The organism is Corynebacterium sp. HMSC064E07, from assembly GCF_001815745.1.
GTDB lineage: Bacteria > Actinomycetota > Actinomycetes > Mycobacteriales > Mycobacteriaceae > Corynebacterium > Corynebacterium jeikeium_D.
Genome location: NZ_KV821793.1, coordinates 1 through 19,657, shown reverse-complemented (window position 1 = coordinate 19,657; position 19,657 = coordinate 1). Strand labels below are relative to the sequence as shown.

Below are 19,657 nucleotides of genomic sequence, written 5' to 3'. Positions count from 1 at the left end.
CCATGATGGGAGTTATGGGATTCCTGCGTCGCGCATTTACTTCGATTGCGCCCTCGATTGCGTCTACGGGCAACACACCTGTAGCTCAGCCAATCGAAACCACCAGGACAGTGCGAGCTGCACGAGCAGCGCGAACGGGAATTACAGGAGTCGCTGGCACAGCTGGCATGGCCAAAGCGCTGGGCGCAGTCGGCACCGGCAGTCTGATGGCGACCAAAGTCTTTCGCGAACGTCTCCTAGGTACCGGCCCTGGCACTATCCGCAGCGCACTGCGAGCGGGCATTCCCTCCAACCCCGGTCTAATTGGTGCAGAAATTGCGTCATGGGCTGCCTTTAGCCCCTCGCTGATGCCGCGTACTCGGATCGCCACCGTTACTGTGACCTTCCTGGCACAGCTGGCGGGCCATGTCACCGGGGTGGCTATCGGCTATGGCTACAACACGACGATGCGGCGTCTGGCCAGCACTCCGCTCAGCCGCTTTGCGCCGGCACCTCGACACGAGCGCGCACTGGCCGTGACCTGGCATGTTGCCACCACGGCCACCACCGCGGCGCTGTGGCTGCGCTCCATTTCCCAGCAGCGCGAAATTGGCCGCCTGGTGGGCAAGGATGAGCAGGAATCCGCACGCAGCCAGTTCGCCTCCACAATGATTGCCAGTGGTCTCTACCTGACCACTCGGGGGCTCTCCGCGCTGGCCAATCGCGGCTATGACTTACTGCGGGACAACCTCCGCCCCTGGCTGCCGCGCGGTCTCGCCCCGGTTCTCAGCGGTGCCATCGTCGGTGGTGCCGTGGCCGCCAGCATTGATCGACTGCTTATCCGTCGGACTTTGGAGTCCATCGCCAAGAAGTCCCGATACCTGAATACCCTGGTAGTTCCAGGCCGCATGCAGCCCTGGGAGCCGGAACGTTCCGGGAGTCCATGGTCTTTGGAGCCGTGGTACGCACTCGGCGCCGAGGGGCGCGTCTTCGTCGCCGAAGGCCCCCGTGCCCGAGATTTGGCGGTGGTCACTGGCAAGCCGCTCTCCGAACTGCAGGAACCCATCCGCATTTATGCGGGCAAGGTGCCAGGTCGTTCTCTGCGGGAACAGGCGGAGCTCATCATCCGCGAGATGCACCGCACCGGCGCGTTTCGGCGCGATCATCTGGTTGTCTTCACCACCACCGGCACCGGTTGGGTGCCACCGTGGTCGGCGCAGGCTGCAGAGTTCTTGACCCTTGGCAACTGCGCCACTGTCGCTCTGCAGTACTCTGACCTCCCCTCCCCAGTGGCATGGCTAACGGACCACGAAACCCCAATCGCGGCTGGCCACACCCTTATCCATCGGGTGTTGCAGGAAGTCGACAAGATGCCGGAGAACGACCGGCCAAAGGTCTACGTCGCCGGTGAATCCCTCGGCGGGTTTGGCGGTCTCGGCGCATTCGAGAATTCCGCTGACATGCTCGCACGCGTCGACGGTGCTGTCTGGACGGGCGCACCACAGTTCTCCGCGATGTGGAAAGAGCTGACGCACCGTCGGACAAAGGGGTCTCCGGAAATCGCTCCAGTCATCGACGAGGGGCGAAACATCCGCTTCGCTACGCGCCCCGACGAGCTGTACCACTCCTTCTATGGCACCAAGTTCGGGCCGTGGGAATTCCCGCGCGTCGCATTCCTGCAGCATGCCTCTGACCCCATCGTTTGGTGGGATTACCCACTGGCCTGGCGCCGCCCCGACTGGCTTGCAGAGCGCGTCGGCCGCGATGTTCTCCCCTCCATGCGCTGGCATCCGTTCGTCACCTTCTGGCAGGTGCTTATCGACGGCCTCGCCTCCGTCACCGTCCCCGGTGGTCACGGCCACCGGTACGAGGAAGAAATGTTGCCAACGTGGGCTTCCATCCTCGACATTCCGCTTGACGACGACCTGGGTGGCGCAGCCGGAATGCGCTTCAAGCGCGTGAGTAAGTGGATTCGCCGCACTCAGCCGCCGCGTTCATAAACTTGTGACAGATATCCCTGAACAGCATTTTTTATGAATTTCGCATTAATTGTATTGCTTAAATGGTTGCGCATCCACTCATCTTGAGTACCATCGACGGCACAACCTAAAAACGTGTTGAGGAGGAATTTTCCTAATGACTAAGTACGAACTTCCTGAGCTGGATTACGCTTACGACGCTCTGGAGCCGCACATCTCCGGCGAGATTATGGAGCTGCACCACAGCAAGCACCACGCTAATTACGTCAACGGCGCCAACGCTGCTCTGGAGAAGCTCGCTGCTGCTCGCGAGTCCGGCGACTTCGCAGCTGTTACCGGCCTGTCCAAGGACCTGGCCTTTAACCTGGGTGGCCACACCAACCACTCCCTGTTCTGGAAGCTGCTGTCCCCGAACGGTGGCGGCCAGCCGACCGGTGAGCTGGCTGAGGCTATCGAGCGCGACTTCGGCTCTTTCGAGAAGTTCCAGGCTCACTTCAACGCTGCTGCTCTGGGCCTGCAGGGCTCCGGCTGGGCTGTTCTGGGTTACGACACCATTGCAGAGCGCCTGGTTATTGAGCAGATGACGGATCAGCAGGGCAACCTGTCCATCAACCTGAAGCCGGTTCTGCTGCTGGATATGTGGGAGCACGCTTTCTACCTGCAGTACAAGAACGTCAAGGCTGACTACGTCAAGGCTGTCTGGAACGTCTTCAACTGGGATTACGCTGCAGAGCTGTTCGCAGCTGCCAAGTAATTTCAGCTAACAGCGCGCGGCTTTTTACGCGTCCCTGCCGCGCGCTAAAGATGGCTTACCGGCTCGCTGACGGGGCTTACCCTCAGCGGGTCGGTTTTTTGTGTCTTGTTTGAGACCACTTTTGGTATTTCCCGGGCGGCACACGTAGCCGTCGTTTAGCGTTAGTGCCCATGAGCACCAGCAACAATGTCAACGTCACCTATGAACACCTCGCCGTAGCTGATTCAGAGGCGGCGAAAATCGCTGTCGTCAGTTTGGACCGCGGAGACAAACTCAACGGTCTAACACTTGAGATGCTGACCGAGCTGTCCGCCGTCGCCCGGAAACTGGCAACCGACCGTGATCTGCGCGGCGTGATTCTACGTGGCGAGGGCAAATCGTTTTGCGCTGGGCTCGATTTCGCGTCGGCATTTAAGAAGCCCTCGCGCATTCTGCGCTCATTCGTCCCCGATATCCACGGCACGAACCTGTTCCAGCGCGCCTGCTGGGACTGGCGACGCCTGCCGGTGCCGGTCATTGCGGCGGTGCATGGGCACTGTTACGGCGGTGGTCTACAGATTGCGCTAGGTGCTGATTTCCGCATTACGACGAGCGATGCCAAGTGGTCAATCCTCGAAGCGAAGTGGGGGCTGATTCCGGATATGTCCGGTATGCGAACCATTCTCGACGAGGTCAACGCCGATACTGCACGTTGGCTGACTATGTCTGGCGAAGAACTTAACGGCAAGGAAGCAACTGAGATTGGTCTGGCGACGTGGGCCGTGGACACGGAGGACGCTGCGCTTGAACTGGCCAAGGAGAAGTTGGCACAGCTGGCGACGCGTTCGCCGGATCAGCTGGCGGCGACGAAGCGGCTTTTCCGCGATGTGCACCGCTCCCCTCGCTCAACATTCCGTGCCGAGCGCACACAGCAGTTGCTGCTGTTAGCCCGCAAGAACACGGCCATCATTCGCAATGCTGCGATGAAGAAGGTCTCCCCTAAGTTCGCCCGGCGCGGCACGTGGACGCGTGGTTAGCGCGCTACGGAACCGGCAGGTCATCCCCATGCGGCAGGTCCTCGGCCGCGCGCTGTGAATCCAGCCAGTCGCGGACGTGGGCTACCGACCGGCAGTCATCGCCGTTGTAGCGCAGTAGCATAGCGCGAGCCTCGGCTTGCGTGAGCTTTTCAAAGGACTGTTCCGCGACAAAGTCGAGGTCAGTGGCCGTCGCAATGCGATACAGATCCAGCGATGCCTCGCCGTCAACATCGGCGTCGCGCCAGTGGAAGCCCGACCACGGGGCCACGACTTTCAGCCCCATGCCGACGGTGGAGAGGATCTGGCGACGGGCAACCTTCAGCATGTCCACCCAGTCCTCCGAGGCAATGAACTTGTCCACTTCTTCGCGGGTCGGCACCCGCACAATCTTTGTCGGGCCAGCTGCCTCGGAACCGGAACCAGCCACATCGCCCGTGGCCAAATCCGCCGAATCTGCGGGCACCACAAATTCCTGGCCGCCGAACCGGGTAGCGCTCTGACGTAGCCAATAGTTCTCGCCCTCTGCCGCCCAGCAATAGGCGCGGAAGGTCTTGCCTTGTTCATGCGCCGCATTTCGACGTCGCATCAGGTAATCCCAGAAAATCGCAAAGTTCCTGGCCTCCGCCGTGCCGCCGAGCCCCTCTGGCCCCGGTGGCTCCCAGGTGATGAAGCCACGGTAGTCCTCCCCGGGCACCCATGTTCCCCACAGGTAGGCGCCATCGTTGGGATACGCCTCCATATCGATGTCCATCTCGACATCGCCACGCGGGGCCGATGTCTTGGCGGCTACCCGGAGCGCGTCGACGTCGGCAAGCCTCGCCCTCGCCATCCACACCTGCTCCTTGCTGACGTGCGGAGTGTTGGTACTCGCCTGCGCCAATGCCGTGACCGTGTCGATGCCCACACTGCGCAACCGCATGGATTTATCCCCAGGTAGAAGGAGGGAAATGTCGTCACTTGCGGTCAGCTCATCGAAGCAACGGTCGTGGTGATGGCAGGTTCGGCACTCCCGGATGCGCCGCGGCGCCAGCGGCCAGGTGCCCGGCGTAAACCGTGACGGTCGCCCCTGAGTGGCAGCGACGGCATCACGCGCGTCCCGCAACGCCATCCGGTACGAGGCGACGCGCGAGCCCTCATCAGCAATGACGATATGCCGTGTATCCAGGTTCATTCCGGTGGCACTAATCGCCCCCACCAGACCACAGGACACGCCCAGCCGGTGCAGCATCGCCGCCGCCTGCCCCAGCTTCACAGCATCGGGTCCGTAATGCCGTAGCTTCCACTCATCCGTGACAACCATCGCCTGACGCAGGGTCCGACCCATCACGCCATCACGCCCGAGCCGGTCAACGCCCAGCAGTCGCACCTGCATCGCCGCCGCACGCGCCGCATTGCTTGACGACGGCTTACGCCGCCGGCCCTGTTTGCGCGCAGAGAGCAGGTGCCGTGTGACAACCAGGACCGGCATGTACGTCGGTGAGGTCGTCTGCGGTGAATCATCGACCTTGACCAACAGATCAGGGTGGCAAATCTCGTCGATTCCCGAGTACACCCCGCCGGGAATCGGGCGCTCATGCATGAGCACGCCACCGGCGATGACGCTTTCTCCACGGGCGATGGTCTCAAGGGTATCCAGGTGAGCGTCCGGCCCCGAGGCCACTGTGTACAGGCCGGGGATGGACGCGATGGACGTCGGCAAGCGGTGCTCGTGGTGAGAAGCAGGTTCGACTAGCCGCCCCTCGCGCAGGTCGAGGCTCAGCCGGTAGCGGCAGCCGATGAGGTCGCTCGCGTGGAGAAGCGGGCGCGAAACGGATGAATCAGTCACAATGAGAATTAGCGTATCGCCACTCGGTAGGAAGTTTCACGTTAAGCTTGGATAGCAAGAATCGTGATGCAGCCACTGCATCTGGCAAGCGCACTCCGGCGCGGTGGGGTTTAAGGGTTTTCCGCCCCGCTTTTCCGGAGGGACTATCTGCGAGCAACTAGGCGAAGGAAAAAATGAGCTTCTTGGGTGACATCCGTGAGCGTCGGCGCGAAACCGCCAAGCAGGTGAAGGCTGCCAAGGCGAAGGCTAAGGAAGAGGCTCGCCACGCAGCTCGACTTAATCGCAAGGCACACAAGGCTGAGGTCAAGGCCGCTAAGCGCGACCAGAAGCACCAGCACAAGCTGGAGCTGAAGGAGGCCGCTGGCCGCGTTCGTTCTGAGGAAAAGCTCGGTAAGAAGGAACTCAAGCTGGAAAACCGTGCTCTGAAGCGCGCGGAGAAGATCCGCAAGGCAAGTGCCAAGGACGAGAAGAAGGCGCTGGCTGCCAAGCAGCGTCACCAGACCAAGATGGCCGAGAAGATCCTGGCACAGCAGCGCAGCCAGGGCTTCAACAAGGACAAGGCAAAGTCGTGGATCGGTGGCGCGCGCCTGCTGGTACCGGTGCTGGTTCCGCTGGCCTACCGCGCTATCACTGCCATTCAGCGCCGTGAACACTCGTCGGCCGCGCAGAAGTTCGGTGTTTCCGCTAATGATGCCGCTCGTTACCAGGGGCACGGTGCACCGCTGCTGGCCCGCATTGAGGCTACTCGCGGTTCGCTGACGGAGCTGCGTAAGTCGGGCGCCAAGGGCATCGATGGTTTTATCAAGGACGCCAACTCGCGTCTGGATGTCATGACTGATGCTATTAATACTGCCGAGAAGATGACCCCGGAGCAGCGTCGTCGCGCGCACCACTCCATTACCGCGGAGCTGGATTCGCTGGACCGCCAGATTATTTCGGAGCTGGGCGCGTAAACCCGGCCGCTTCAGGTTGAGGCCACTCGCCGAGATTCATCGAATTGAGCGCGACTGTTGTTGAACAGCAACAGTCGCGCTTTTGCTCTTATTACCCCCGTATCGGGCTATTTTTTCCCACCAATGGCGCTACGGACTGAGAACTACTGTAATGAGGGCTATGCCATCTTCAGATAAATCTCAGACTGCAGCCTCGAATCTGAACGGTGCGGTCTCGTACAGCGACGCAACAGCCCAAAAGCCATTCACCCCTACTCGTCGTGCCGTACTGCGTGCCGGCGCTACCGGTGCTGCTGCCGGAGCCATCGGCCTGGCAACCGCTACCAGTGCGGGGGCCAATCCTGAGTCACAGTCCCCAGCTAATGCTGGCGGTTCCGGTGGTTTTCAGGTATTCCAACACGGCGTGGCCTCTGGCGACCCACTGCCGGACTCGGTTCTTATCTGGACTCGTGTGACCTCACACCCAGGCGATACCGCAGGTGCAAACCAGGGCCGTCCTGTTGCACTGAAGTGGGAAGTCGCTTCTGATGAGGGCTTCGGCAACATCGTTGCCTCTGGTGCCCTGAACACCGACCCGGATGCTGACAACACTGTCAAGATCGATGTCAAGGGTCTCTCCGCTGATTCCTACTACTTCTACCGCTTTACCGTCACCGCTGGTGATCACGCGGGCCAGGTTTCCCCGATTGGCCAGACTCGCACTGCGCCGCCGGTGAACTCCTCGCCAGATCACCTGGGCATCGCGCTGACTTCCTGCGCTAACTGGGAAAGTGGCTTCTTCTCCGCTTACCGCGACATGGCGGAAAATGACCGCATCGACATCATTATGTGTGTCGGTGACTACATCTACGAGTACGAGGCCGGTGGCTACTCCGGCAAGGGCCCGGTTCGTGACCACAAGCCGGCTCACGAGATCATTTCTCTCGCTGACTACCGCCTGCGCTACGCCACCTACCGTACCGATGCGGACCTGCAGGAAGCTCACCGCGCAAAGCCGTGGATTGTGACCTGGGACGACCACGAGGTCGCCAACGATGATTGGCACAGTGGCGCTGAGAATCACGACCCGGAGACCGAAGGCGACTACATTGCCCGCCGCGACGCCGCTATCCAGGCTTACCTGGAGTGGCTGCCGGTTCGCGCGGTCCCGTTCTCCCAGGGCGGAAAGCTCTACCGCAGCTTCCGTTTCGGCGATCTCGCCGACCTGACCATGCTGGACCTGCGCACCTACCGCGACCAGCAGCTGAAGTTCATCCGCGCTGGCGAGACCGATGATGAGAACCGCTCCATGCTCGGCTCTGAGCAGTTCAATTACCTGCTCGGCCAGTGGCGTTCCTCGAGCGCAAAGTGGCGTGTCGTGGGCAACTCCGTCATGTTCACTCCGGTGCTGGTGCCGCCGCTGGATCCGGAGGCCACCCGCGCTGTCACCGAGCTGCTGAGCTTGCCTCAGGACGGCATGCCGTACAACTTGGATCAGTGGGATGGCTACGCTGCTGAGCGTCGTAAGCTGATCGACATTATGGGCAAGGAAGGCTACGACAACGTTGTCTTCCTCACCGGCGATATTCACTCCTCTTGGAACTGCAACGTACCGAAGGTTCCGGGCGAGTACCCGAGTGCCGGCATTGCCGCTATTGAGATTGTCTGTACTTCCGTCAGCGCCCCGAATATCGATGACATTGTGAAGCTGCCTCAGGACAACCCGATTTCCTTGGCTGCTACCGCTGGACTCAAGGCTGCGAACCCGTACGTCAACTACCTCGAGTTCGACCGCCACGGCTACACTGCCGTCTACTTCGGCCGCGAGGACGTTACCTCTGAGTACCGCCTTGTCGAGGTCAAGGAAGAACCGGACCAGCCGCTTTTCGTCGCCGCTACCTACCGCGGCAAGCCGGGTCAGGGCATGACCCAGGCTTAAGCGCCTTCTCGTCCTTTCGCTTTACGACGACTACCGAGTGCGCACCCCGCATTGCGCCCTCAGTGACGTAGTTGCTGTTCACGACGGCCCTGCACAACATGCAGGGCCGTCTTTTTATTACCCCAAGTTCTTGTGCACAATTAATCGAATTATTAACAAACCATGTATTCAATATAAGTTGCACAATCAAGCTAAATTATCGTCAATAGACATTAAATTTCTTTGCACTTATACTGTGGGGGAAAGAAAATAGGGCTTGATATTAATTTGAAATTTCACCGTATTGAAGTTTCACCGTAAGCCTTCTTCATTATTACAAGTTCAGCACCAAGCTTAGGCAGGGATTCTATGGCACGCCGCGAACTAATTCAGTACATCGACGACCTCGATGGGACTCCACTTGATTCCGCAGACCACCAAGTCGTTCGTTTCTCTTTCCGCGGTAAGAACTACATTCTCGACCTCTCTCAGGAAAATGCAGAGAAGTTCGAGCAGGTATTAGAACCGTATATTGCGAAAGCTTCCATTGATCACAGCACGGTTGTAGCTCCGCGTAAGCGCTCTTCCGCTAATCCCAATGCCGCTGAGGCCCGTGATCGCAATCGCAAGATTCGCCAGTGGGCACGAGAGAATGGCATGGATGTTGCAGACCGTGGTGCGCTGCCAAAGCACATTATTGAAAAGTACGAGAGCGCTAACTAGTTCTCACCCAGGTCCGTTTGCCTTCCACTGGGTTTCACCCAGCTTTACTATCTTTAAAACAGGGTCCCGCCACAGCGGGGCCCTGTTTTAAAGTTGGGGCAGGTAATTCGAGTCGCTAGGATAGCGGCTGGAATTGGCACACCGGCCTCATCCGGTTGTCTTACTTTTCTTATCCTTGACATGGAGGAGTCGGCCCGTGGTCATTTTGGAACCATTCGTTTGGCTGGTCTCGTTTGTCCTTAAGGCGTGGCACCTTTTACTGGCCTCAGTGTTTCACCTGCCGTCTTCTCTGTCCTGGACGCTTTCTCTCTTCCTGCTGGTGTTTACGGTGCGTGGCGCTTTAGCGTTTCTCGCGTTCCAGCAATTTATCTCGGCGCGCAAGACAGCCAACCTACGGCCGCAGCTTTTTATGCTCAAGGAGCGCTACCGCAGGAGCATCGAGCCGAACTCGCCACAATACGTAAACTTTGCCAGCAAGGAAATGCGCAAAGCAGAGGGGATTAAGACCTCCGTAATGCTGGCGCCCCTCTTCGTCCAGATTCCCGTGATTATGGGCCTTGTTCGCATGCTGAGGCACATGCTGCGGGCGTCTGAGGGGCCTGGGCTGCCTGCGTCTCATAATGTCGGATTCATCTCTAAGGATGAGATCTCCGACTTTCTGAGCGCGACATTCTTGGGACAGCCTCTACCCGCATATCTGCGCATGGACCCGGAGCAACTGCAAATCCTCGGGGGCAATCATGATTCGCTGTTAACTTTCTGCATTATCGGCATCGTGGCAGCGGCCTTTTTCACCGGTTTTAACTTGGTCATTTCCTACCGCCGGTTGCAGCGCACTCTCGACTATTCCAATAGCGTCAGTGTATTCCTCAGCAAGTTCATGCGCGTAATGCTTATCTACGCACCGCTGATGATCCTCTTCGCGGGGTTCTTTGGCCCAACACCTGTGGCTCTAATTGTCTACTGGGTCACCAATAACTTCTGGACACTGACCCAAAATATTATTCTCACTCGCTATGTGGAAAAGACCTACCCGCTCACGGACGATTTCCGAACTCTTCAAAACCACCAAAAGGGTGAATACGAATCGGAGCGAGAGGAAAAGAAGAAGTTAAAGCAGGCCAAGCGTCGCTTTTATATCAAATCCGCATTCGCTCCGTGGAAGATAAAGCAGCATAAGAGTGAATATGCCGCTATTGAGAAGGAATCGCGGGACCGTCGTAAAGCGAAGCAGGACGAAGAATATGCCCAGGCTTTGAAAATTGCGAAGGTTCGCTACATGGTGACCCAGATGCGGCCTGGTGCTCAGGATAATTTGCCGTCCCTGACGCAGGATATGAAGATTTCCTCGGGTATAGTTCCGCCGCTTCCCGGCCTGGCTAAAGTGCGGGACGACATGAAACGACAAGCCGAGAAGGCTCAAAAAGCACAGAAGCGGCCGAAGCCAATTCTGATTGCAAAGAACCTGGGAATGCTACTCGGCCAGAATACGAAGAATATGGTTAAGAAAGCCACCGGCGCAAAGGAGTCGGACTGGAAACGCTTCCGAGATTAGCCCGTGAGTAAAAGGCGAGAACTAGGGCGCGTTTAAAAACGAGAATTAAGTATTTACGTAACCAGGTCACGGGCCAGGTCGCGCGCCATCTGCAGCGGGTTCAGGTCTTTGGACATCTTGGCACCCGCGAGGCCGCCGTCGAGGTAGAGCAACAGCATATTTGCGTGAGCGGACGGCATACTAGATTCATTTTCAGTCAGCAGCGTGTGTAGCTGTTGCCAAACCCAGGAACGGTGATCGGCTGCGGCCTGACGGATGTCCTGCTCCGACTCCGTTTCCGGCCGCGGATATTCACTAGCCGCATTCTGGAAGTGTGAACCACGGAAGTCGATTGCCGGCTGCTCCGCAATACACTGATCAAAGAAAGCGAGAATCTTCTCCGCCGGGGTATCCAAAGAGGCCACTCGCTGCTCCCAAGCCTCCCGCCATTTGGCGTCAAGGTCTTGCAGATATGCGATGACTAGCTTGTCCTTGGATCCAAACAACGAGTACAGGCTAGCTTTGGCCACATCAGCTTCCCGCAGGATGCGGTCAATGCCGACGACTCGGATGCCCTCCGTTGTAAACAGAGTTGTCGCTGATGCCAGGAGGCGCTCCCGCGGACTGGGGCGGTTACGACGGCGAGAGGAAGCGCGGCCGCCTTTTGCGCCCTTGCCCGTTGTCGCTTCTGCCACGGCAGTACCTCTCGTCCTTCCAAAGTCACGCCTCGTTCTAACAGCTGCTTACTCGCAAATACCGGCGTTAGCGCCATTGCTTTCAGAGCACTGAACAGGGCGTTCATAGTCTGTGATATTCCATTGTAGGCGTATCTGCGACTGTGATTTTGTAAAAGAACAAACTAGTCAGTCTTTCAGCCTCTAGTCCTACTTTAGCGTGCGATGATTGCTGCCCCCAACAGATGTCACGACAATCGCAGAACGCCAACGTCACGACAACCGCACAACAAAAAAGGGCATCTCAATGTTGATGAGATGCCCCGCGCTCTAGCTCACTATCCAGTAGATAGCAGCGTTACGACGCTTCGTGCATAGTCGCGCTGTTTTGCTTGGCTTACTTGCGCTTTTGAACCAGGCCGACAATCCACAACAGGATCACGGCGCCGAGCAGACAGGTGAGGAAGCTGAAGAACTTTCCGCCACCGGCGACATCAACGCCGAACAGGGTGAGCAGCCAACCGCCCAAGAAACCACCGACGATACCAACGACGATATTCAGGACGACGCCCATCTGTTCATCGGTGTTCATGATCTTAGAGCCGATCCAGCCGGCAAGACCACCGATGATAATCCAGCTGATGAAGCCCATCGTGGGACTAAAGGAGGCAGCAAGAAGAATCTCGTTCATGATAGATATTCCTTTCCCGAAATCGTTCTGACTCAACTATAAGTCTTTCCGAGAAATCTTGCATACACTGCAAGCACTATCAGGCCATTTCGGCCACTGGGAAACTAGCGAGATAACAGTCGGATAACCACAGGAAAACTCTTATAAAATCTGTACTTTCTGCATGAAAACGGGGTTTATGCAGACGAGAGCCCTCATTTGGATAAGCCAAAGCCGGCCCCCGACGCCTGTCGGAAACCGGCTAGGTTCTACTTATAAATATTCGGTAACGGTTTCTGCACTCGGCGCTAAAAGCGCCTCGACGACCGCCGCCGGCGTCTTTTCTCAGCCCCCTCGAAGGGCGCTTTAGGCGTCAGTCTCCGGGCGGACGACCATCATCGGGCAAGCAGCCGCCTGCAGGAGTGCACGCGAAGTGGAGCCGAGCAGCATGCCCTTGAAACCTCCGCGGCCGTGGCTGCCGACGACCAGCAGCTGCGAGCCTTCCGAGGCATCAGCCAGAGCACGAACCGGTCGGTCGCGGGTAACAACCTTCTTGATGGCCACTTCCGGGTACTTCTTAGCGTACTTCTCCAGACGGTGGCCGAGCAGAGCCTTCTGCTCCTCTTCCACAACCTGCCACTGGCTCTGAGCTGCAGAAAGGCCAGCCAAGGAAGCCTGTACCTGCATGTCCATCCAGGTGTGAACCGCAATCAGTTCGGCACCACGAGCATCGGCCTCACGGAATGCGTACTCGGTTGCCTTCTCGGAAATGTCGGAGCCATCGACGCCGACAACGACAGGGCCGTACTTGGTCTCATCGGTGACCAGGTTGTCCTCGCGGACAACAACAACCGGGCACGATGCGTGGGAAACAACAGCGGCGGAAACCGAACCCATGACCATGCCAGAGAGCCCGCCCAGGCCGCGAGAGCCCATAACCACCATGGTTGCCTGCTCAGACAGGTCGAGCAGCATGTCAATCGGGCTGCCCTCTTCAATCTGGTGGCTGACATCTACCGACGGTGCGAAGTCGAGGGCAATCTTCTTGGCCTCGTTAATCTTCTCCAGGGTCTCGGCCTCAAGATCGTCGTAAAGCTCCTGCGGCGGAACCATGCCCTCTGCGTAGAGGAACTGCGGCATGGAGTAGCTGCTGACCAGACGGAGCGGCTCACCGCGCTTCACTGCGGTGTTAGCGGCCCACTTGACGGCGGTCTTGGATGCCTCCGAGCCATCGACCGCGCACACAATGATGTTCTGCCTTGGCATTGATTGCCTCCTTATTATGCGATCCATAAAAATTGGCTCTCCGCGGCCCGACCGCAACGCAGCTACACCTATCGCACCTGCTTGGACGCCATTTTAATGGACAAGCTTTGCTATTTAGTCAACTCTTCCGAGCCAACCTTTTTATTACTTTCACCTCCACCCTACCCCCATTATGTTGCGACCGACAGGGCAGAATGTTGTCCACCTACGCCATTAGGGGCGATACCAACACCGCTCTGCCACAGCAGCTCCGCTTGCCCGCCAGATGAATCCGGGGCACCTGTTAAAGTCAGCCGTATGCGTCGCATGCCACTGCCCATTCGCAATGGGCTCAACCCATCCCGCATCGCCGCTCCCGGGCGTCGTGGCGATGCCCCCACCCGTGCGTGGGATCTGCTCACAGGCGCTATCGCAGGTCAAACCCACCGCCACCCGGACGATGATGAAGCGGCCGTGACTAAACGCTTTGCAGATGGGCTCGTCGTTCGCGCCAACTCAGTGCCGTACAGTCCGGATGACATGGTGAAGCCCGGCGCGGAAATGTGGTTTTACCGCACCCCGGCACCGGAGCGCACAATCGCGGGGCCGATGCCGATTGTCTTTCAAGATGACAACCTTGTGGTCGTCGACAAGCCGTCGTTTTTGGCAACGATGCCACGCGGCCGACACATCACGGAAACCGCTGTCGTACGCCTGCGGCGGGAGCTGGGAAATCCGGAGTTGGTTCCCGCGCATCGCCTCGACAGACTGACGTCGGGGTTGCTCATCTTTACCGCCCGGCGCGAAGTTCGTGGCGCCTACCAGAGGCTTTTCGCATCTGGGGAAGTCACTAAGCGCTATCACGCGCTGACATCGCCCACACCCATCGCTGGCGCGACCAGCGAAGCCCTGCCCGAGCCCCCGCTAGAGTTGCGCACGCGACAGCACAAGATTGCTGGCCAAATGCAGGCTTATACTCTCGAGGGCGAGCCAAACGCCCACACCATCATCGAGCACATTTCGCTTGTCGACGTGCCTTCGGACGCCGACGGCCTCGCTGCCGACAGTGGTCGCGTTGCGCTGTGGCAATTGAAACCCATCACCGGACGCACTCATCAGCTGCGGCTGCACTTGAGTGAGCTGGGCTTTCCCATCCTGGGCGACCAGTACTACCCGGAGATTCTGCCGCTGGAGGCCGAGAATACCTCGGAGCCCCTGCACCTGGTCTGTGTAGAAATGAGTTTCGCTGACCCCGTGACTGGTGAACAACGAACGTTCCATTCCCGCCGCAGCGTTTTCAATCCGCTTTCGCTGCCGGATATTAATTCGCCGTTGATCAAATCTAATTAGAAGAGAACCCCCTCCCCCATGTCTGCCAAGCATGCACAACAATCCGCTAAATCATCCGCTGAATCTTCTTTGGAACATTCCGCCCCACCAGCGGCGGCCTACGCTGAGAGGCTCACCAAGAAGTACGGTGTCGGCAATGCCGCTGTTACTGCACTGGACCATGTCGATATCTCTTTTGCCGCTGGTGAGTTCACCGCGATTATGGGCCCGTCCGGGTCCGGTAAGTCGACATTGATGCACTGCATGGCCGGTTTGGACTCCGCGACGTCGGGAAGCGCGTACATCGGCACGACGGATCTGTCGAAGCTGTCGGACAAGGAAATCACGGCGCTGCGGCGTGATCGCCTGGGCTTTGTGTTCCAGTCCTTCAACCTGGTGCCGACGTTGACGGCGGCAGAGAACATCACCCTGCCTATCAATATCGCTGGTCGGAAGGTGGACAAGCAGTGGTTCGAGGAAATCACCACGCGCCTCGGGCTTAAAGAACGGCTTACGCACCGCCCCTCGGAACTGTCTGGTGGCCAGCAGCAGCGTGTCGCCTGTGCGCGTGCCATTGTCAGCCGGCCGGAGATCATCTTTGGCGATGAGCCGACGGGCAACTTGGACTCGAACTCATCTCGTGAGGTATTGACGATTCTCCGCGATGCGGTTGATGACATCGGCCAAACCGTCGTCATTGTGACGCATGATGCCACCGCCGCGTCCTACGCAGACCGTGTTGTGTTCCTCGCGGATGGCCGCGTGGTTGACGAGCTTCGCAATCCCACGCCCGCCGATATCTTGGCGCGCATGGCAGATATTGAGAATCTTTAGGAAGGCAGGTCATCTCCCCCCCATGGCATCATCGTCTTCCACGCTGAGCCGCGTCGCCTGGCGCAACATCACCTCGCACAAGTTGCGCCTCGTGCTCACAATTATTTCGGTCGTGCTGGGCACGGCCTTCATCACCGGCGCATTTGTGTTCACATCATCGCTGGACAAGGCCTTTAAGGGCGCAATGAGTACCGCTTATGACGGTGTCGACGTGGTGGTGACGGCCCCAGCTGACAATCCCGGTGCTCTCACCGAAGAAACCGCGCAGAAAATCGAAAGCTTCCCCGGGGTCCGAGCCCTCAACATTGGCGATCCCAACAACAGCATTACGGCCACAGGAGCCGACGGCAAGCCGATTCAAACCAATGGTTCGCCATCGATGGGTCTTCCCTACTATCCAGCGGCCGAAGCGGTGGGCAACAAGGTCACGGTTACCGAGGGGCACGCGCCGGAAACACCAGGTGAGGTGGTCGTCAACTCCACTACCGCCGAACTCGGCAACCTCCACGTCGGCGCTGAAATCAAGGTGGCCACCCGTCTCGAGCGGGCGACGGTGAAGGTCGTCGGCATCGCCGATACCTCCATCGACGAAACCGGCTACCTCGCGGTCTTTTTCACCCAGAATCAGTGGCGAGAGCTCTACGGCGCGGACAGCCATATGGACATGTTCACCCTCGCCGCCGATTCCACCACTGACGCTGCCACGCTTACCCGTGATGTCGCAGAAGCATTCCCCGAGCTCAAGGTAGAGGCAGGCTCTAAGCTCGCCGACGAGGCCTCCGAACGTGTCTCCTCTGCCTTAAGCTTTGTCAACTACTTCCTCATCGCTTTCGGGCTCATCGGGCTGCTGGTCGGGATCTTCATCATCTCCAATACTTTCACCATGCTGGTCACTCAGCGCATGAAGGAATTCGCTCTCCTCCGCGCCCTCGGTGCTTCACGACGACAGCTCACTGCGTCCGTCCTCTTGGAGGCATTCATTGTTGGCCTCATCGGTTCCGCACTAGGTGTCATCACGGGATTTGGGCTGAGCCAGGGGCTATTCATGCTTCTCGATGCCATGAGTATCTCCATGCCCGGCGATGGCCTGACATTCGAACCGGTGGCAGTCATCGTTCCTCTCCTTGTCGGCGTGGCCATCACCATGATCGCCGCCTGGACGCCGGCCGCCCGCGCTGGCGCGGTCCCTCCTGTAGAAGCCATGCGCTCTGGGGATCAAACAACCAGCAATAGCCTCAGTGCTAGGACGTGGACCGGTACTGTGCTGGCGTCCGCCGCGATCGCAATCATTGCCTGGGCATTGCAGTGGAACGACGCAGAAACCAAGATTCGTGCCGTCTTCGTTGGTGTCGGTGCAGTGATGGCCGTAGCCTCCGTCTGGCTTGTCGGCCCCGCGCTGTCCATGCCTCTGATCGGAGGACTGGGGCGCGTCGTAGGTGCGCCTTTTGGAACCGTCGGCAAGCTTGCGGCGACGAACTCCCACCGCAATCCGCGCAGAACGGGAACCACATCGTTTGCACTGACGCTCGGGCTTGCGCTGGTGACTGTGATCGGCATGTTCGGCGTATCCATGAAGGAGGCGGTCAATGAGTGGTCAGAGACCAATCTGACGGCTGACTTCGTACTCTCGCCACCTCTGACCGCGCATTCGGCCCTGCCGCTTGGGGTCGAGGACGCAGTGAAGGATATCGATGGTGTCGACGACACCGCAACTTTGTCGATTGGTGCGCTGCTGGTGATCCCGCCTGAGGAAGCCGCCACGATGATAGCTTCCGACGGCGAACAAACTGAAGTCGGACCGGAATCTAGTAATGCGTCGGTTTTCAACTCCAACGTCGGCAAATGGTACGGCACTCGCGCCATCCAGGGCTCCCTGGATCTGGCCGAGTCGGATGCGGGAATTGTCATCAGCGAATCAACAGCGAAAAAGAATAGTTGGAACGTTGGCACTGAACTCGCAGTGGTTTCCAAAGGCGGCATAACACGGCTCCCCGTCACCGGCATTTTTGCTGACACGAATGATCCCGGCCAGTCGATTATTGTCTCCGACGAAGCCGCCCATAAATATGTCAAAAGCAGCCACCTGTTGCCGTTCCAGACCTACGTCGATGTTTCTGATTCCATCGCGTCAGACAGCGGCTCCATGGATGAAATGAAGCAAAAGCTTAGCGACGCAGTTGCGGACTACCTCGTAGTACAGGTGATGACTGCTAAGGAGTTTGCGGGCCTCGCGAATGCCTCTATCGATGTCATGCTGGGAATCGTGTACGCGCTGCTGGCACTGGCGGTCATCATTTCGATTCTGGGAATTATCAATACTGTCGCACTCTCAGTTGTCGAGCGCCGCCAGGAGATTGGCATGCTTCGGGCCGTCGGCCTGCAGCGCTCGGGGATTCGCCGGATGATTCGCCTGGAATCTGTGGAAATCTCCATTTTCGGCGCGGTTGTAGGTATTGTCCTCGGCTTGTTCCTCGGTTGGTCACTGCTGACCGTGCTGAAGGATGAGGGCCTGAATACTATCGCGGTACCGTGGCTGCAGATTGTTCTCATGCTGCTTGGGTCTGCGCTTGTGGGCATTATTGCTGCTCTCGGCCCTGGTCAGAAGGCCGCGAAGACACCGCCCCTGGCCGCTATCGCAGACGAGTAGTCGCCGTTATATGAAAGCGCCCCGTGCAGATATTGTTTCTGCACGGGGTTTCTATTTCGCCTTATCGCCTACGCTGAATCAGCTATCCGGCTCACGCATTTCCGCTGGCAATTTATACGGCCGCGTTGGCCTTGCGAACCTCGCGTTCTCGATTCTTCAGCGCCTTATTGAGAAGCATAAAGAACCACACAAAGCCGACCGTCAGGATAATGTGGCCGAGCCCTGCAATTCCCGAGTACATCGCACCCCAGGCCTCCGGGCCTGAAACAACGTGCACGATACCGTTAGCCACCATCATGCCAATCGTCCAAACAATGCCGACATTCTGAACGATGAACCAGCGATCAAAGCCCTTGACAGCTGAAATATTGAATTGCCCATCCAATGCCAGCGCAACCAAGAAGAAAATCATGCCAAGAACAAGGAAATGCGTGTGCAGCGTATTGAGCTGCGTTTTATCCCCAAAATCCATCGCACGGGTAAATTCACGATAGAAAACGCCAGAAAACAGACCAAGACCGAGATACACCGAAGCAGCTGTGAATAACTTACGCATACTTCGTAGCCTACTCAGATAACACTGGCTTCTAAACAGACTAAACCCAGGGGGTTAAACGAAAGTTTGATTCCGCGAATCTAGACGGCCTCAAACTAACCGCGCGAATCGAGCCACCACACGTTTCGGCACAGTTTTGGATAGGGCCATCACTAGGCCATATAGGCCGGGCGCTACCTCCGCCCGACCCCTCTCCGCTCCACGTAACGTGCGCTCCACTAGATAATTGAGATTCTGCTCCGGCATGAGACGCAACTTCACCGACTTCGCCTGCTTCACGACGTCCCGTAGCGCCTTGGTCTTAACCTTTCCCGGGTAGCAAATAGTTACAGTTACACCATTAGGTTTCAATTCCTCTCTAAGGCAGATACCCCAGTGCCGAATAAACGCTTTCGATGCTGTGTACACCGCCAGCCCTGGAGTTGGTGCTACAGCTGAGATCGATGAAACGAAAATGATGTGGCCGTTCTTTTCGAATAAATCGTTTAGCGAGTAAACCGCTGCGACCGTACCGCGAATATTCGTCTGTATCATTTGATCAGCCTGCGAAAAATCCTGGGTTTTAACATCGCCATAATTCGCATACGCGGCATTGAGGATTAAATAAACTATCGTCGCGTGATGGCGGTCAACATGATTCCGGAGTTTATCGCCAAAATCATCATCGGACTGATCTAGACAAAGATATCGAAGACGAGGACCTTGCCTCTGCGAGAACTCAGCGTCCTCACCGGAAGAATCATCGTTGTAGCTACGAGAAACACACCAAATTTCATCTAGGTCTGGACGTAGCTGCCCAAGTTTATCGGCAAAGACGGCGCCTATGCCCCGAGATGCTCCAGTCACGATTCCCACTCGCATGAATTCCAAGATACAGCCGACTGAGTCGAGCAATTAAAACGGCGACGACGAAGCGTGCCACATAGGAATGAGCAAACGAACAAAAAATGTCGCATTAAAACGCTAGTTAATGTTGTTTACTCGTGGGCACAAAAGTGGGCCGCAGCACCCAACCCCACACAAGGGGCAAGGCAACCACGAC

The 19,657-nt window shown here is 57.9% G+C and carries 16 protein-coding genes; 10 read left to right on the top strand and 6 right to left on the bottom strand.

Going from position 1 to position 19,657, the window contains the following annotated elements:
* The first annotated feature begins 2 nt into the window (after positions 1-2).
* From HMPREF3053_RS00095 to HMPREF3053_RS00085, 3 genes are all read left to right on the top strand, one after another.
* On the top strand, positions 3-1,979 hold the full coding sequence (locus HMPREF3053_RS00095; protein ID WP_049193127.1) for an alpha/beta-hydrolase family protein: 1,977 nt from the start codon (positions 3-5) through the stop codon (positions 1,977-1,979).
* A gap of 136 nt (positions 1,980-2,115) precedes the next feature.
* Positions 2,116-2,712, top strand: a complete 597-nt coding sequence (locus tag HMPREF3053_RS00090) for a superoxide dismutase (protein WP_005510435.1) — start codon at positions 2,116-2,118, stop codon at positions 2,710-2,712.
* Between the two features lie 170 nt (positions 2,713-2,882).
* A complete protein-coding gene (locus HMPREF3053_RS00085) occupies positions 2,883-3,728 on the top strand; it encodes a crotonase/enoyl-CoA hydratase family protein (protein ID WP_070767079.1) in 846 nt (281 codons plus the stop codon).
* 4 nt (positions 3,729-3,732) lie between these two features.
* Here the strand turns inward: HMPREF3053_RS00085 and HMPREF3053_RS00080 are convergent, their stop codons facing one another.
* Positions 3,733-5,553: a ribonuclease H-like domain-containing protein gene (locus HMPREF3053_RS00080; RefSeq protein ID WP_070767078.1), complete on the bottom strand. Its 1,821-nt coding sequence runs from the start codon at positions 5,551-5,553 to the stop codon at positions 3,733-3,735.
* A gap of 173 nt (positions 5,554-5,726) precedes the next feature.
* On the opposite strand from HMPREF3053_RS00080, the gene HMPREF3053_RS00075 reads away from it, so the two are divergent.
* The 4 genes from HMPREF3053_RS00075 (at position 5,727) to yidC (ending at position 10,681) form a co-directional block, all read left to right on the top strand.
* Positions 5,727-6,506: a DUF6474 family protein gene (locus HMPREF3053_RS00075; RefSeq protein ID WP_070602295.1), complete on the top strand. Its 780-nt coding sequence runs from the start codon at positions 5,727-5,729 to the stop codon at positions 6,504-6,506.
* Positions 6,507-6,666: 160 nt separating this feature from the next.
* Positions 6,667-8,424, top strand: coding sequence for an alkaline phosphatase D family protein (locus tag HMPREF3053_RS00070; protein ID WP_246819350.1), 1,758 nt, complete (start codon positions 6,667-6,669; stop codon positions 8,422-8,424).
* Between the two features lie 348 nt (positions 8,425-8,772).
* Positions 8,773-9,126, top strand: a complete 354-nt coding sequence (locus HMPREF3053_RS00065) for a histone-like nucleoid-structuring protein Lsr2 (protein ID WP_069359719.1) — start codon at positions 8,773-8,775, stop codon at positions 9,124-9,126.
* 196 nt (positions 9,127-9,322) lie between these two features.
* The gene (gene yidC, locus HMPREF3053_RS00060) at positions 9,323-10,681 is read left to right on the top strand and encodes a membrane protein insertase YidC (RefSeq protein WP_070767077.1); all 1,359 of its coding nucleotides are present in this window, start codon (positions 9,323-9,325) and stop codon (positions 10,679-10,681) included.
* Positions 10,682-10,734: 53 nt separating this feature from the next.
* Here yidC and HMPREF3053_RS00055 read toward each other — a convergent pair whose 3' ends face one another.
* The 3 genes from HMPREF3053_RS00055 to HMPREF3053_RS00045 form a co-directional block, all read right to left on the bottom strand.
* Positions 10,735-11,355 carry a TetR/AcrR family transcriptional regulator gene (locus HMPREF3053_RS00055; protein ID WP_048731284.1) on the bottom strand — a complete coding sequence of 207 codons (621 nt, stop codon included), beginning with the start codon at positions 11,353-11,355 and terminating at the stop codon, positions 10,735-10,737.
* A gap of 376 nt (positions 11,356-11,731) precedes the next feature.
* A complete protein-coding gene (locus tag HMPREF3053_RS00050) occupies positions 11,732-12,025 on the bottom strand; it encodes a GlsB/YeaQ/YmgE family stress response membrane protein (RefSeq protein ID WP_049171710.1) in 294 nt (97 codons plus the stop codon).
* A gap of 345 nt (positions 12,026-12,370) precedes the next feature.
* Positions 12,371-13,270, bottom strand: coding sequence for a universal stress protein (locus tag HMPREF3053_RS00045; RefSeq protein ID WP_005510554.1), 900 nt, complete (start codon positions 13,268-13,270; stop codon positions 12,371-12,373).
* Between the two features lie 297 nt (positions 13,271-13,567).
* Between HMPREF3053_RS00045 and HMPREF3053_RS00040 the strand changes: the two genes are divergently transcribed.
* Genes HMPREF3053_RS00040 through HMPREF3053_RS00030 form a run of 3 tightly spaced genes read left to right on the top strand, consistent with a single transcriptional unit; the run spans position 13,568 to position 18,059 of the window.
* A complete protein-coding gene (locus HMPREF3053_RS00040; RefSeq protein ID WP_070767076.1) occupies positions 13,568-14,599 on the top strand; it encodes a pseudouridine synthase in 1,032 nt (343 codons plus the stop codon).
* 18 nt (positions 14,600-14,617) lie between these two features.
* Positions 14,618-15,412 (top strand): ABC transporter ATP-binding protein, encoded by a 795-nt coding sequence (locus tag HMPREF3053_RS00035; RefSeq protein WP_016421690.1) that lies wholly within the window; start codon positions 14,618-14,620, stop codon positions 15,410-15,412.
* Between the two features lie 22 nt (positions 15,413-15,434).
* Positions 15,435-18,059 carry an ABC transporter permease gene (locus tag HMPREF3053_RS00030; RefSeq protein WP_070767075.1) on the top strand — a complete coding sequence of 875 codons (2,625 nt, stop codon included), beginning with the start codon at positions 15,435-15,437 and terminating at the stop codon, positions 18,057-18,059.
* Between the two features lie 112 nt (positions 18,060-18,171).
* Here HMPREF3053_RS00030 and HMPREF3053_RS00025 read toward each other — a convergent pair whose 3' ends face one another.
* Entirely contained in the window at positions 18,172-18,615 is a 444-nt protein-coding gene (locus tag HMPREF3053_RS00025) for a DUF2871 domain-containing protein (RefSeq protein WP_069359716.1), read from the bottom strand.
* 90 nt (positions 18,616-18,705) lie between these two features.
* Complete coding sequence (locus tag HMPREF3053_RS00020) at positions 18,706-19,461, bottom strand: SDR family NAD(P)-dependent oxidoreductase (RefSeq protein ID WP_168162083.1); 756 nt, start codon at positions 19,459-19,461, stop codon at positions 18,706-18,708.
* Between the last annotated feature and the right edge of the window lie 196 nt (positions 19,462-19,657).